Source organism: Coleofasciculus sp. C1-SOL-03 (assembly GCF_040220555.1).
Taxonomy (GTDB): Bacteria; Cyanobacteriota; Cyanobacteriia; order Cyanobacteriales; family Coleofasciculaceae; genus Coleofasciculus.
In genome coordinates this window covers 1-13,638 of record NZ_JAVJUO010000080.1, presented here as the reverse complement: position 1 = coordinate 13,638, position 13,638 = coordinate 1, and the positions used below count along the sequence as shown (strand labels likewise).

The window sequence follows — 13,638 nt, the reverse complement described above, 5'->3', positions numbered from 1 at the left end:
GGCAAGCCTTCGCCTCTGGGAAGCTGCTGTACTCAACCCATCCCTAGAAGGAGGCGAAGCCTTCCCCCCTCATCGGATTTCCACGCCACCTGAATCCTTACGTGTTCACAACCAAACACACTGATATGCAAGATTTTGATAAAAACAATTGCTATAAGCTGTTATTGTGACCGAAAATGAATTTGTAAAGGTCACAAGAGAGAGCAAACATGAATGTGTCCCTGACACCAGAGTTAGAGCAGTACGTGCAGGATAAGGTGAACAGTGGCATGTACTATTCCGCCAGTGAAGTCATTCGCGAAGGATTGCGGTTGCTACAGGAAAAGGAGAGGATGAACCAGTTCCGCTTGCAGCAACTGCGACAGGATATTCAGGCAGGGCTAGATAGCGGAGAATCAACCCCCCTAGATATGCAAGAAATCAAAGCCAAAGCACGGTATCGTCGTCAGCAGAGGCAACAGCAGTAATGGCAGTTATCATCAAACGCCCGTTAGCCGAACTGGATTTGCTCGACATTTGGGAATTTATTGCTGAAAACAGCCCTGATATTATGTCCGGTTGAATACTCACATTTAGGTGGAGACAAGGCAGAGGGCAGAAGGCAGAAGGCAGAAGGGAAGGAGGAAGGTTGCAAGGAAGAAGGATATTACGGTTATTTCGGCGGACATGATATGATCGGGCAGATGAGTTTTTGGATCGGTTGGAGGGCAAGCTGCAAACTCTGGCGCTTCATCCTGGAATGGGTAAGAGGCGGGAGGAATTGTTAGCAGGGTTGCGGAGTTTTCCAATGGGTAATTACGTCGTATTTTACCGAGAAATTGATGATGGAATTGATGTAATTCGCATTCTCCATGGATCAAGGGATATTGAGGAAATTTTCAGGCAGAGTTGAATCGTGACTCATAAAACTAATATCTCTGTTGGTTCCAAGACAATCACCTGATCGGGTGACAACAGTCCTCCAACTTTCACAACTTTCAGTTCGCCAGTTTCTTCAGGGTTTTGCTCTCTAACTTTAGCGATCGCCTCTTTTACTCTCTTAGCTTGAGCAATATAGATTTTCTCATCACCTTTCAGCACCCAGATGGGTTCAGAGAAGGTGTATCGAGGGTGAAGCACAGCTTGGTGAATGACTTGATGGGTGAACTGAACGATTTGCTCAATATCGGCATCATTACAAAACTCGCCCAACTCGGATTGAAAAGACTGTCTGAGTTTTGCTGTTGGCATGTGTTCGGTAACTTGCTCTGTTTGTGTGGGTGAGGGTTTGGGAGATCCTGATTGACTGTGTGCCTGCACCACCACCGATTCGATAAAGCGGCTGACCTGAGTCATAATCGAGTCAAAGTCCCGCTCCATTAACACATTACCTAGATGCTCTCTAAGCAGGGTTCTCAGCTTTTCATCGGAGATATTGATCCCACAGGTTCTTAAATAGACGGAAAGCCGTTCTCCCCAATCCCGACCACAACCAACTTCCCCATTAGAGGCATCTTCAGCCTCGACCAGTTCCATCAGGCGTTGATAACGAGTCTCACTATCGGTCATCCTGTGAGATTGTGTGGTTTGTTGCTCTTTTGGCGAAGCTGATGCTTCGGGATTAGAAGTGGGGAACGATTGAGTCATGATTCTTGCTGTAGAGTTTCAAAATAAATGAGATTGTCAGGATCTTCAGGATCACAACCGCAATCGAGTAGACCCACTCTCAGCTTTCTGTAAAATCCTAACGCACCTGGCAGAGCGTGTAAGCCGATTCTGCCTTGATAGGCTAATTCATAACTCCGGGCGATCGCAAAGTCAATTAAGTTTCCGCCAACCCCTTTGTAAGTTGGAGGATTCATAATCGCAGGTCTATTCCAGGGAGCCGTTGCTAGCGCTCTAATGTAAACTAATCGACGTCTGAATTGAGATTCAATCTGACAGCGTTTTTTCAAAACGTCGATGGTCATTAAGCCTTGAGTAACGCCATCACACTCAATCGCATATAGCTCATCTCCAGGTAACAGCTTGGCTCGACGACTCTTAGCGAACCAATTCCAGTACTCATCCTCAGCTCCAGTCCCCTGAAGTTGGGGTTCCCAAAGCGTTTCGGCATCGTTCAAGTGTTTCTGGGTCACCTCTGTCAGGATGGCATTAACAACTTGCCGATCTTGAACTCTTAGAAGGTAAATAGGGCGATTCAACTCGCACAGAACAACTCGACATCTGTTTTATCATAAGACTTGCTGTTCGACACAAGTAAACCAATCCGCCTGCTTTTACTCAAAATCCACTGTCTACTCATATAACACCGCTCACAGGCGCAATACCGACAAACTCACGCAATACCTTATGGCACGCATCTACTGTTGTCTTCGTATTAGAAATAATCGGTTCTCCAGTCGCCCCAATTTGGATTACTCCTCGCTCACGCCATAACTCGTTAGAACGCTGCCAATCTATCTCCCGTAGTCTAGCCAACCATTTAACAAACTCTTCCTCTGGCACACCCTCTAAGTAGAAGTCACGAGCCAACATTCCCAAAGCCTGGAACATAATAGCTGTTACGGCAAATGACTCTTGTCTTTGCACACAGCGCTCCTCTTTGCTAGTAAGTCTCCAGGGATCATTAGGCAGAACGCTTGCGACTGCTGCCCAAAATGTTGCGAGCCAATCAATTTTAGGCTCCAAATCCTGCTTAGATTTCAGATTGGGAAAAGCATTTCGGGTGGCTAATACTAAGGTAGAAAGGGTTATTAACTTGGGATTGTGTTTACCTAAGCCATTCTCAACCATCTCCACATTGTTGCGGAATTGGGGAACTCGCTTGATTAACGCTTTGGCAATTAAAACGGTAGGCGATCGCTTGTCAAAATAGTGAGAGAGTGAAACGCTTGGTCTTTGGACTAAAAGGTTTTGGTCGCGGAAGGCTTGACGTTCTTCCTCCAATGACAGTCCAGCATATAAGAGGACTCCCACTTCGAGTTGGGAAAGGATTGGCAGATGTTGGGGTTGTTCGACCTGAATATCTTTTAGCGCCTGACGGATACCAAAACATCTATGCTGACCGTCGGTTAGGCGCAGAGTAACCGAGTGATAAGGGAGAAAAATACTGCCGTCTCGGTAGGTTGGCGGTGGTTGAACGTTGACGCAAATCGGCGGGAAAAACGTCGTACCATCCTGGTAAGTCTCCAGAATATAGCGTGCGATCGCTTTAACTCGTGTAGCGTTAGGTTTGCGCTGGGCGAAGTCTGGTAAATCTGGCTGATGGGGAACGTAGAGATGACCGTCATCAAGCAGTCGGGCGATATCGCCAAAAAACAGACTAGCAACATAGCTTTGATGTTCATCCTGCGAACCCCGACGAATAGGCACAGCCCGGAGTACAAGTTCCATTATTGATTCCTTTGAGAGGGGAGCAACTCTTCTCCCTTACCTTGTACTCATGTATACATGGTGGCAAGCCTTCTGTCAAGGGGAATAGAATGCGTGAGACCCCTTCAGGCAATCAAACCTTGTCTTCAACTGTTCGTGTACCGGGAGAACTCTACGAAGCGCTGCGCCAGATCAGGCTTTCACTGGAAAGCCAATATCAGAGTGCAGCGCCTACTGTGCAGGATATGGTCAGCATCGCCCTGAAAAGATTTATCAATGATTGGGAGAACCCTGACAAGAAAACTCAGCTCCTAGATGAATTGCTAGAGCATCGTAAGCTTGCCCGTTCAAATATGGGTAAGAGAAGAATTGACGGCAGCTAAACGATGGTGACGGGATGACGTTCCCTAACTCTGAATCGCCTCAGTAATCTACTTACATCTAGAAAATGATGAGTCTCAACACTAAAAATACTGACCAACTTATTTTGCGTCATATAGAGGATATTGAGCAGGAGCGGATTAACTTTGGTCTCTACGAAACCTATATCAAAAAGGCTGACATAATACAGCGTGCCCAAGAAAAGTGTGAAAACTTGGACGAGGCTGAATTAGAAGAAGGGTTAGCCAGTTTAGAAGAGCAAAGGTGGGTGCTGAAGCTGGATGAGAACCACTATCGCTCACGAATTAGCGAGATTGTCCGACTCCTCAAGAATGTTAAGCAGCGGTTTCGCCCCAATGATGCCCAAAGCGCACCTTATCTAATCCAATCCATCCGTGTTGAGTTTGCCGATCGCCGCAGGTTGGCGCGTAAGACTAAGTTTAAAGAAATTATTAAACAGTTATTTAAAAACAGTAAAAATCTTAGACTCAAGCATCTAGATAACGCTCGCAAAGCTGTTCAAAATGGTTTTTGTAAAGCCCTAAACAAAGAACTAGACGAAGTAAAACTAACCAGTGTCCAAGAACGGGCGTTGCAGCAAATCACTCAGAAATATTTCCAGCGTAAGGGACAGGGATATGTAATTACTGGCAACACTGGTAGTGGTAAAACTGAAGCTGCGTTACTTCCTCTGTTACTTGGAGCCTTGCAGGAGAAGATGAACGATATTGTGGGATGTAAAATCATCCTAGTTTATCCTCGGCAGACTTTAGCCAAAAATCAGTTAGAGCGACTCAGCCAGTATGTAGCTTCCATTAACCAGCAAGTGTATGGCATGGCAAGGAGTGGAGTGTCAAACAAAGATTTGACTGTAGGAATTGCTTTTGGTGACACTCCCTTAAATGACGAGGAACTGCGTAATGGATACGAGAAAGACGGAAAACTCCAGCGTGGACGTTGGGAAAAGCAGGATGAGCAATACCAACTCCCGTACTTCACAGACAAAAATGGAGATCCAGTCTATGCGATCAATCTAACCAAGGGTGAATGTACCCTAAAACCTGCTGACAACAGTTGGGAGTTAGAGAGCTTTAAGGCTACGCGCAGCGCTATTCAAAGCAACCCACCAGATGTGCTAATTATCACCACTGAAATGCTGCATCGGTGGTTGATAGACCCTACATTCAATGATTTCTTCGGCTTACCGACTCGCCGAGATTTTCCACCAAATTTCTGCGCTCCACGAGCTGTTGTATTCGACGAAATGCACCTCTATGACACTATACACGGCGCTCAGATTGGCTTGCTGATTCGCCGTTTACGCCATCGACTACAACAGGCAATGCATTCGTATGATGGAGAATCTTGGCAATACCCCCTGATGTTGGGGATGAGTGCAACGATTGGTAATCCTCAAAAGTTTTGGCAGGAACTTAGCGGGGTTCCGTATGTAGATGAGATTTCACCAGATGAAGAGAAGGACATGGAAGATGCTCAGGGACGAGAGTATTTCCTGTTCATTCGCCCAGAAACATACTCGCGTGGTAAACCTGTAGGAGATGCCTCGACAGCAATCCAGACGATCATGGTGATCGCCCACAATATGCGTCGGCGAGACAGTGATGGGAACGAACCCCCTAAGTTCAAAAGCCTCGTGTTTCAAGACTCTATCAGTAAAGTCAAAAAATTAGCACTTGAGTTCCACGATGCCGAAACAAACAGGAATCTAGCACGCTACAGACTTCAGCGACCTAACTTCAGCCAAGACGTACTAGCCTCTCCAGAGTTTCTGGATGGTGAATATTGGTACTTTGATGCTGAAGACCTCGATCAATACTCCACACAACGCCAACCCGGAACAGAAGCGCGATCACTCACTTCAATGCCTTTTCCAGTGTACAGCGGTAGTGGTAAAGGAGATATCGAAATTCTACTGCAAGACATCATCTTTGCGACTACTTCATTAGAAGTCGGTTACGACGACGCCAGCATCCAATTTGTCATGCAGCACCACGCCCCTCGTAACCCAGCCAGTTTTGTGCAAAAGAAGGGCAGGGCTGGTCGTTCCCTCCAAGACTGTCCTATCACAGCGGTCACCCTTTCACAAAACTCTTACAAGGATGCCTTTTATTATCAGAACCCGCAACTCCTCTACAATCCTTCCGACTACCGCCCACCTCTCAACGTCGATAACTACTTTGTGCAGCAGTTTCAAACCATTGCCCTAATCTTTGACGAGTTGGCGCGTCTCAGACAACGACGAGACCTACTCCAGGGAAACTTCAGTAGTGTTGAAGAGCATTTGGATGAAATACAGCAGGAGTTGGATAAGTCCGAGATTGGGCAGACACTTCAGTACGCCTACAAGTATGTAACAGGCGAATCGTTTCAAAAAGTTCACCGAAATTGGAAAGAGATATGGGATTGGTTTAAAACGCGGATGCTTGAAGATGATATCCGCTATAACTTTGCAAAAAACAACAATCTGCTCCAGATTTGTCCAGATTTACCAGATAACCTGTTTAGCTCAATCAATCTGCCTACAGTTCGGGTTATGTTTTCGGGAGGCGGGAAGCCAGAAAACTGGTCTGGGGCAAACGAGGATATTTCTCTTGCTTTCTTAGAATTGGCTCCTGGCAAGATTACGCGCCGTTATAACCCTCGCTATCATCTTTACTGGCGACCCTTAGTTGCTTTTGTAAAACCAAGAGAAAACTTTAAAGGAAGACCAGTGCCCAATGCAGTAGCTATAGAGCGGTATAAGTATGAAAGACGCTCTGAAAATCCTGGACCATTCAATTCTCGGCTTCTTAAGCAGCTTGATCAAGTATGGGGGAGTAATTGGCAAGATTACTTACCCTTGAATGTAGAGCAGGTTTACAGTCAAGATCTACCGCAGCGTTTCTACCGAGTTCGCTATCTGGAACTATGGGACTTTGGTACGGACTCACTAAATGATCCAAAGCATCCGAATACTGAATGGTGGGGCGCGTTTAACCCTGACGGTAGCGTGGACTTGAGGTATGGAAGCAAAAGAGAACAGCTTGACCAGGGTTATCCAGACCAGGTTCGTTCAGTCTCTCCAGATTCTAATAGCTACCCCTTGTCTTTCAGCGTGGTCAAGGTAAATACGGCAGATCAAGAGGAAGTAGAGCCTCGGCACAGACTAAAATTGCCTCCCCTATTCAAAGGCTTGGTCAATAATCTTGATTTCTACTATGGCGAAGTCGGGGAAAATCGCTCAATGCTCAATGTCTGGGAAGTTCAATACGGAGCTGAGGCTCGTATTCGGTTGCTACCTGATGAGCAGTTGCTACGTCAAGGCAGGACAGACCCGCACGCGGGGATGGGTCAAAACACAGTTAGATACATCAGCGAACACGATGGGAAGCCTACCTTGTATGGCTATGACTTGAGGACTGAGGGAGTACGGGTTCCCTATTCATGCGAACAGCTATATACAGTAGCTGAGTCTTTGTTCGAGAAGATATGGAATGATCCTAAACGCAAGACTCACTTACAAGACCAGTACCTTCGATTCTTGCTCAAGTCGAGTTTTTGGCAACCAAAGGAAGTAGAAAATCCCTTAACTGCTTTTGACCTGCGTAAAGTAGCAGACATCATTGCCACTATGCGTGCGGAGTCACGAGCGAGGGGAATGGAAGACTGGCGAACTTTCTTAGATCATCTGACTAATCCCAATGGGTTGAATGAGCTGGTGGACATAGTATGTGACAACTACTGGCGTGACCATCGAGTTGTTCCTGAAGACTTCAGAGAGCGATTGGTTTCAATTCTGACCTATTCCAATAGCATTACTGAATCTCAGAGTGATAGTGCCATTCAAGGCACATTATTTGATATAACCGCATTTCAAGCTGAAGCCACCACATCTAAAGAATCAACAATTCCTCCAAATACTAGACAAATTTTGGAGGAGCAGGTTTTCGCTAAACTCACCAAGAAATCGGAAATATTGGACTACTTGATGGATAACATAGTTCATTCGCTGAAACAGGCAACGAGGAATCTGTTTCTGACAGAAGGTAGCACTCGTGATGAGGAGATAGGCAGCCATAATATACTAAAACTAACCTACGGGAAAAAGCCTTGGGATACTTCGTTTTACGTTTACGAACGCAACCAAGATGGTAATGGGGCGACAAGGCTGGCATCAGAGGTACTAAAAGAGAATCCAACCCATTTACTTAAGCGTTGGTGGGAAGTAACTTTATCGTGTCCCGTAGGTGATGAAGAAGACTTTTTGAAGAGAGTTTTACGAGACAATCAGCAGCTACTTCTGAACTTCCTAGAAACATTTTTCCAATCTGAACCACCGGACAGAAAAAATCCCAGAGATTTTCTTTTCCCCCTTGTTGAGCAACAGGTAAAGGACAAAAACGATCCTTTACTCCAGCGTTTAGCTGGATTGCTCACGAGTGAACTGAGCATTGCAGGGCAGACCTTGCCCCGCATTGGCTTACAAATTGAGTTACTGCATCTGGAAGACGTCTTGGCTGAGAGATTTAAGCGACCTTCAACCCCAAGGGAACTGGCAGGTTATGTAGCCACACAAGTTCAACAGGAACCAACAAACTATCCTTATCTAGCTCAGTTGAGGCAGAGGTATGAAGAGCATACCCAAAACTTAGGTTTAGAGGATGAAGATTCGGAGGACACAGCAAATGCATTAGACCGATTCCTGGCTCAAGTTGAGAATATGAGTCTGAGTACTTGTGTGGATGCCTGTCCAGCTTGTTTGGCAGCTAGCTGCGATCACGGGCATATTGATGTGATGCGCCATACTATTTCTCGGCGTTACTTGAAAATGGCTCGTCATCTTTTGACCCAAGAACTGACTCGTGAATACGGCCAGGAGCCTGTTGAAAAATTGGTGGCGATCGCTCAGCAGAACGGGGGTTATGTAATCCTCGAACATCAAGGCGAACCCGATGACGCTTATAGGCTTCAGCTCAAAAATCAGGGATTTGAAAGAATTAAGCGGGACTTCGACCATGAAACTTTTATTGGGCAACAGGTGTTCTATTACCAAGGAAATACATGAAGGTTTATGGTAACTATCCAAAACCAACCCTTTCTAGGGGTTTAGCCAAGTTGCTCGTGGATTCGCTGGATGCCAAGGGTGAGGTCTGGCTGATTAGCCCCTGGCTTAAAGATGTTCGTTTAGCGATCGCTCAACTCGGAGACTTTGCCAGTTTGCTGGGTGGGCAGAGGGAGGAAATTGAATTGAGCCAATTGCTTACCCGTATAGCTGAGCAACACAGGCTCCGCGTAATTACTAAGCCTCCAGGAGAACTAATCCCTTTTAGGACACTTAAGCGTCTAGCATACAAGATTGACTTACGAAAACGCTTGCTGGAGGAAAGAGAGGAAGAAGAAGATTTACAAGGTTACGACATTATCGAAGAGGTCATAGAGGAGTTCAATACAGAGATTGAGCAGCTAGCTAGTGCAGCTACCGTACACGCGGAAACTATTCGTATTGGTCGAATGCTACAAGCAAAGGGAGCCGAATTATATTACTTAGATAAACTTCACGCTAAGTTGCTCTGGACTCCCATCGGAGCATTGATTGGAAGTGCTAACTTCACCAATGGTGGGCTAAGTTATAACGACGAGCTGATGGTAGAAATAACTGACGAGACTGAGCTTACGAAGTTACAATCCATAGCTCAGCAAATGGGAAATCGAGCAGTACTAGCACAGAATTACAGTCTTAATAAGACCTTAAAGCGAGAAGAATACACATTAAAGGACTATTTAGCTTTTACCGATAGTCAAGAGCTTCAAAACTTCATAGATTTACAAAATTTATTGAAACATATAAATCAATGGATTAATCAAATTTGAACAAGGAAACCCAAAATTTTAAATCACTATAGTTGGCGGCAATTTTATAAAAACATAGATAAAATACTCGATTGACTAGCTGTATTCTTTCAAAAACTTAGCCAGCCGCTCATTCGCATCCGGAGTATGAATCGGCAGTGGAACTGCCTCTAAACCTCTACGGACAAAAAAAGAAAAAAGACAGCGAACCTGCCCAAGAACTCTCTGGCGAAATCGCAGATATTTTATTTGCGTTGATTTGCCTAGCCAATTCCCACAATATTGACTTACAGGAGGCTTTTGAAAATATGATACAAAAGTACTCATGTAGAGATAAATACCGATATAAAATCAAGGATGATTAAACTAAATATAAATTCAGTAATTCTAGTTATCTGTAGGGACACGGCATTGCCGTGTCCTACCCATGCTACGAACTGATTAATTAATATGGATTGCAGCACGAGGTTTTATTCCGGCTGAACCAGTACGTTCCATCACCTTAAATGATATTCTCGTTGATACAGGGACAACTAGCTGATGTTTGCCCAAAGAGGCGATCGCATAACTGGGATGAACCCTTTTCACGGAAGTCGATGTTGAAACAGTGCCTGGGATTAACCAAACCCGTGAGTAAGTCCTAGTCGTTATGACTATGGATTATGATATAGTCGTAACAGTTCGTAAATAATTGACTAAAACTGATAAGCTATAGCGAACGCATACACCAAAACACTCAAGGAGGAGAATTTTATGGAAGGATGTCTGCGAGTTGGTCAACCTGCTCCTGACTTCAGCGCGACGGCGGTCGTCGATCAAGAATTTAAGACCATCAAGCTGTCTGATTACCGGGGTCAATATGTAGTCATATTTTTCTATCCACTAGATTTTACCTTTGTTTGTCCCACAGAGGTAACAGCATTTAGCGATCGCTTTAGCGAATTTAAAGAAGTTGGCACTCAAGTTCTCGGCATCTCCGTGGACAGTGAATTCTCTCACCTAGCTTGGATTCAAACTGATCGCAAGAGTGGTGGTGTAGGTGATCTCAATTATCCTTTAGTTTCTGACATCAAGAAAGAAATCAGTACGGCTTACAATGTCCTTGACCCCGATGCAGGTGTAGCCCTACGGGGATTGTTTATTATCGATAAAGATGGTATTATTCAACATTCGACCATTAATAACCTCTCGTTTGGTCGGAATGTAGACGAAGTGTTGCGGACTCTGAAAGCGGTTCAATACGTTCAGGCGAATCCAGACGAAGTTTGCCCTCAAGGTTGGCAACCCGGTGATAAAACAATGGTTCCCGATCCCGTTAAATCTAAGGTTTACTTCTCAGCCGTTTAAGGTGATGGGGTGATGGGGTGATGGGGTGAATATTCTCTCCCACTCTCCCACTCTCCCACTCGCCTGACTTTTTACCTTAAGTTGACTCCAATGACCGACGTGCGCCTTTTGCCGATAGATCAAATAAGTGATTGGATCAGATTCAGCCAATGCTAACATCAACTGACTTTAGAGGTTTATTCAACGAACGGTTTCTGCGTAATTTTTTTCCCATCCCTGCGACCAATCCTTTGAGAATAGGACAACTGACTCCGGATTTTGAACTACCGGATATCACGAATAATCGTCAGGTGAGATTATCCAATTACCGAGAACAGCAACCTGTACTGTTGGCATTCACCCGCATTTTTACCGAAAAGCAATATTGTCCCCTTTGCTATCCTCATATTCAGGCGATGAATGAGCAATACGAGCAATTTACCCAAAAGGGGGTAGAGGTATTAATGATCACAAGTACCGATCCTCAGCAAAGCAAAACAGTGGTCAAGGATTTAGGATTAAAAATGCCTCTGTTGAGTGATCCAAGTTGTCGCACCTTTCAAGCCTATCAAGTCGGTCAGGCATTGGGAGCGCCTTTACCTGCTCAGTTTTTGGTAGATAAGCAAGGTAAACTCCGCTTTAAACATTTGTTTTCCTTCTTATCTCCAAATGCTGAGATGGAGAAACTACTCTCGAATTTGGAGTTGTCGGTGTAGCAAGGCTCTTGAGAGATGTTGCTGCAAAATTTCTACAATTTTAGCGACTGAAGTGACGCCGGAAGTGAGGATCAAGACGATGTTTTTTCTTTAGGTTACAGGAACGGCAGAGAGTTTGTAGGTTGCTGATATCATTTTGGTGGCGTTTTGTTTATTGGTTTTCTGGTTTATTTTCTTGGTTGATCCTCTGACGCACAGACAGATCCCCGACTTCTTCAAGAAGTCGGGGATCTTGCTTGAGGCTGTACCTCATCAGGATTTGGTATAAGTATCCAAGCTATTCTTCAGGATGATAAACCCGATCCGGTGTATGATCGGAATTAATTTCAATCACTAAATCCACCCAATCTGGATTGTGAATTAATGGCGTAATAAATAATTCTGGATGCAATGCTTTCCAGAAATACTTGACAAACTCCTTAATTTCTGAGTCACTCATCCCCGATTTACCCGTCGCGATCATTTCCGCCTCCGCCTGACGCCGCCATTGCAAACTTAGGCGATAATCAATGGGATAAAGTACGATTAAATAGTCTAAGCGTTCCCACAAGGGTAAATAGGCTTTAAGTCGTTCATTCATATCCCGTGCAAACGTGCGATCGCTCTCTGTTTTAATAGGTGCTGGAGTCATTCCCTCAAACACAGTCGCCGCCACGGGACGCACGCCGACAAACCAGCCTTCAAATAACACAATATCCGCCTTTTGTACAGGTTCAAAATCCGTGCGATCGCCTGCACCTTGCCAAGCGGATTTATCAAAGCGGGGGACGAGAATAGAGTCTGAGGAATTCGGCGATCGCAACTCATCTAATACCTGCACCCCCAACTCCACATCATGGGTTCCCGGTGGACCCCGCCAAATCAGACGCGGATCGTGTTCTCGCAGTTGCTGTCGTTCTTGATAGGTTTTATAAAGGTCATCAATGGAAAGGCTAAGAGTACGATATTCTAACTGGGCTAAAATTAATTTCAATACAACCGCCAATGTAGTTTTTCCCGTTCCCTGTCCGCCTAATATTCCCTGAATCAGGGGACGATCTAACTGTTGTCGATAGTCCGCCAACTGTATCGCCAACGGAAGCCATAATCGCCACAGAGATAGAAGAATATTCGTTTGAATCGACTTTGACTGTTCTGAATTATCCTTGATTTTATGGGCAAAAGAGGGTAGAGTGAGAACATCACTATAGACAGAGAGAAGAAGACGCGATCGCGCCCGTAATTTTTCTGTTACGTTATCTGCCGTAATTCCAAACGCTTTCGCCCGTTCTGGCGGTGTTAATTCCGCTGTTACTAATGTTTGCCAAGCCGATGAATTAGGTGATTTTCCGGCTATCCATTGGTTAAGAATATCACCGAGGGAGGGAGACGGGGAAACGGGATGAGTCATCAGTCTTAGGGTAGGGGCAGGTTTAGGAACAATTACAATTGTAGGGGCGGGTTTAGGAACTCAATTAACTTGTCACCGATAACCTATCAACAAAACCCGCCCTCCCTCACCGATAGCGTATCAACAGAACCCGCCTTTGTCGGGGCGGGTTTAGAAACTCAATTAACTTGTCACCGATAACCTATCAACAAAACCCGCCCTCCCCCACCAATAACGTATCAACAGAACCCGCCTTTGTCGGGGCGGGTTTAGGAACTCAATTAACTTGTCACCGATAACCTATCAACAAAACCCGCCCTCCCTCACCGATAACCTATCAACAGAACCCGCCTTTGTCGGGGCGGGTTTAGAAACTCAATTAACTTGTCACCGATAACCTATCAACAAAACCCGCCCTCCCTCACCGATAACCTATCAACAAAATCCCCTCCCCCGCCGGTAGCCTATCAACAAATCCCCCGACCCGTGTCCCGCATCAGCGGAAGATATAGACACGTTAACCCGCTAAAAGAACAAATCGTTTAAAAATACTCAAAACAATATATAAATCATTTCCACGATTACGAAAATCAAAAATATAATACCTGGTGTACTGCGGGGGTTAACCATTAAACAGCATGA

General features: G+C 45.1%; 11 protein-coding genes and 2 pseudogenes. 8 read left to right on the top strand and 5 right to left on the bottom strand.

Annotation, left to right across the window (positions count from 1 at the left end):
- Positions 1-209 precede the first annotated feature (209 nt).
- Both RIE73_RS14195 and RIE73_RS14190 read left to right on the top strand, forming a co-directional pair.
- Positions 210-467, top strand: a complete 258-nt coding sequence (locus RIE73_RS14195) for a type II toxin-antitoxin system ParD family antitoxin (RefSeq protein WP_446401790.1) — start codon at positions 210-212, stop codon at positions 465-467.
- A gap of 221 nt (positions 468-688) precedes the next feature.
- Positions 689-892: pseudogene (locus RIE73_RS14190) on the top strand (type II toxin-antitoxin system RelE/ParE family toxin); the annotation flags it as partial.
- Between the two features lie 8 nt (positions 893-900).
- On the opposite strand, the gene RIE73_RS14185 reads toward RIE73_RS14190, so the two are convergent.
- The 3 genes from RIE73_RS14185 to RIE73_RS14175 form a co-directional block, all read right to left on the bottom strand.
- Positions 901-1,626 (bottom strand): hypothetical protein, encoded by a 726-nt coding sequence (locus RIE73_RS14185; protein ID WP_446401789.1) that lies wholly within the window; start codon positions 1,624-1,626, stop codon positions 901-903.
- Positions 1,623-2,117, bottom strand: coding sequence for a hypothetical protein (locus RIE73_RS14180; protein ID WP_446401788.1), 495 nt, complete (start codon positions 2,115-2,117; stop codon positions 1,623-1,625). The genes RIE73_RS14185 and RIE73_RS14180 overlap by 4 nt, the downstream gene beginning before the upstream one ends.
- Positions 2,118-2,280: 163 nt before the next feature.
- Positions 2,281-3,375 carry a DNA sulfur modification protein DndB gene (locus RIE73_RS14175; RefSeq protein WP_446401787.1) on the bottom strand — a complete coding sequence of 365 codons (1,095 nt, stop codon included), beginning with the start codon at positions 3,373-3,375 and terminating at the stop codon, positions 2,281-2,283.
- A gap of 89 nt (positions 3,376-3,464) precedes the next feature.
- Between RIE73_RS14175 and RIE73_RS14170 the strand changes: the two genes are divergently transcribed.
- From RIE73_RS14170 to RIE73_RS14145, 6 genes are all read left to right on the top strand, one after another.
- Positions 3,465-3,737, top strand: a complete 273-nt coding sequence (locus RIE73_RS14170; RefSeq protein ID WP_446401786.1) for a hypothetical protein — start codon at positions 3,465-3,467, stop codon at positions 3,735-3,737.
- Between the two features lie 65 nt (positions 3,738-3,802).
- On the top strand, positions 3,803-8,800 hold the full coding sequence (locus tag RIE73_RS14165) for a DEAD/DEAH box helicase (RefSeq protein WP_446401785.1): 4,998 nt from the start codon (positions 3,803-3,805) through the stop codon (positions 8,798-8,800).
- The gene (locus tag RIE73_RS14160) at positions 8,797-9,606 is read left to right on the top strand and encodes a phospholipase D-like domain-containing protein (protein WP_446401784.1); all 810 of its coding nucleotides are present in this window, start codon (positions 8,797-8,799) and stop codon (positions 9,604-9,606) included. Before RIE73_RS14165 ends, RIE73_RS14160 begins: the two co-directional genes overlap by 4 nt.
- A 137-nt stretch (positions 9,607-9,743) precedes the next feature.
- On the top strand, positions 9,744-9,950 hold the full coding sequence (locus RIE73_RS14155) for a MazG nucleotide pyrophosphohydrolase domain-containing protein (protein WP_446401783.1): 207 nt from the start codon (positions 9,744-9,746) through the stop codon (positions 9,948-9,950).
- 388 nt (positions 9,951-10,338) lie between these two features.
- Positions 10,339-10,932 carry a peroxiredoxin gene (locus tag RIE73_RS14150; RefSeq protein ID WP_446401782.1) on the top strand — a complete coding sequence of 198 codons (594 nt, stop codon included), beginning with the start codon at positions 10,339-10,341 and terminating at the stop codon, positions 10,930-10,932.
- Between the two features lie 149 nt (positions 10,933-11,081).
- Complete coding sequence (locus RIE73_RS14145) at positions 11,082-11,627, top strand: peroxiredoxin family protein (RefSeq protein ID WP_446401781.1); 546 nt, start codon at positions 11,082-11,084, stop codon at positions 11,625-11,627.
- Between the two features lie 40 nt (positions 11,628-11,667).
- Here RIE73_RS14145 and RIE73_RS14140 read toward each other — a convergent pair.
- Together RIE73_RS14140 and RIE73_RS14135 are read right to left on the bottom strand one after the other, a co-directional pair.
- Positions 11,668-11,766, bottom strand: a pseudogene (locus tag RIE73_RS14140) (HNH endonuclease); the annotation flags it as partial.
- A gap of 138 nt (positions 11,767-11,904) precedes the next feature.
- A complete protein-coding gene (locus RIE73_RS14135) occupies positions 11,905-13,017 on the bottom strand; it encodes a glycerate kinase (RefSeq protein WP_446401780.1) in 1,113 nt (370 codons plus the stop codon).
- Positions 13,018-13,638: the final 621 nt, after the last annotated feature.

Bases quoted from the DNA above. Each gene is read 5' to 3' on its own strand.
- RIE73_RS14195 (WP_446401790.1), top strand. From the start codon at position 210: ATGAATGTGTCCCTGACACCAGAGTTAGAGCAGTACGTGCAGGATAAG.
- RIE73_RS14160 (WP_446401784.1), top strand. From the start codon at position 8,797: ATGAAGGTTTATGGTAACTATCCAAAACCAACCCTTTCTAGGGGTTTA.
- RIE73_RS14185 (WP_446401789.1), bottom strand. From the start codon at position 1,626: ATGACTCAATCGTTCCCCACTTCTAATCCCGAAGCATCAGCTTCGCCA.
- RIE73_RS14135 (WP_446401780.1), bottom strand. From the start codon at position 13,017: ATGACTCATCCCGTTTCCCCGTCTCCCTCCCTCGGTGATATTCTTAAC.
- RIE73_RS14175 (WP_446401787.1), bottom strand. From the start codon at position 3,375: ATGGAACTTGTACTCCGGGCTGTGCCTATTCGTCGGGGTTCGCAGGAT.
- RIE73_RS14150 (WP_446401782.1), top strand. From the start codon at position 10,339: ATGGAAGGATGTCTGCGAGTTGGTCAACCTGCTCCTGACTTCAGCGCG.
- RIE73_RS14145 (WP_446401781.1), top strand. From the start codon at position 11,082: ATGCTAACATCAACTGACTTTAGAGGTTTATTCAACGAACGGTTTCTG.
- RIE73_RS14165 (WP_446401785.1), top strand. From the start codon at position 3,803: ATGATGAGTCTCAACACTAAAAATACTGACCAACTTATTTTGCGTCAT.
- RIE73_RS14170 (WP_446401786.1), top strand. From the start codon at position 3,465: ATGCGTGAGACCCCTTCAGGCAATCAAACCTTGTCTTCAACTGTTCGT.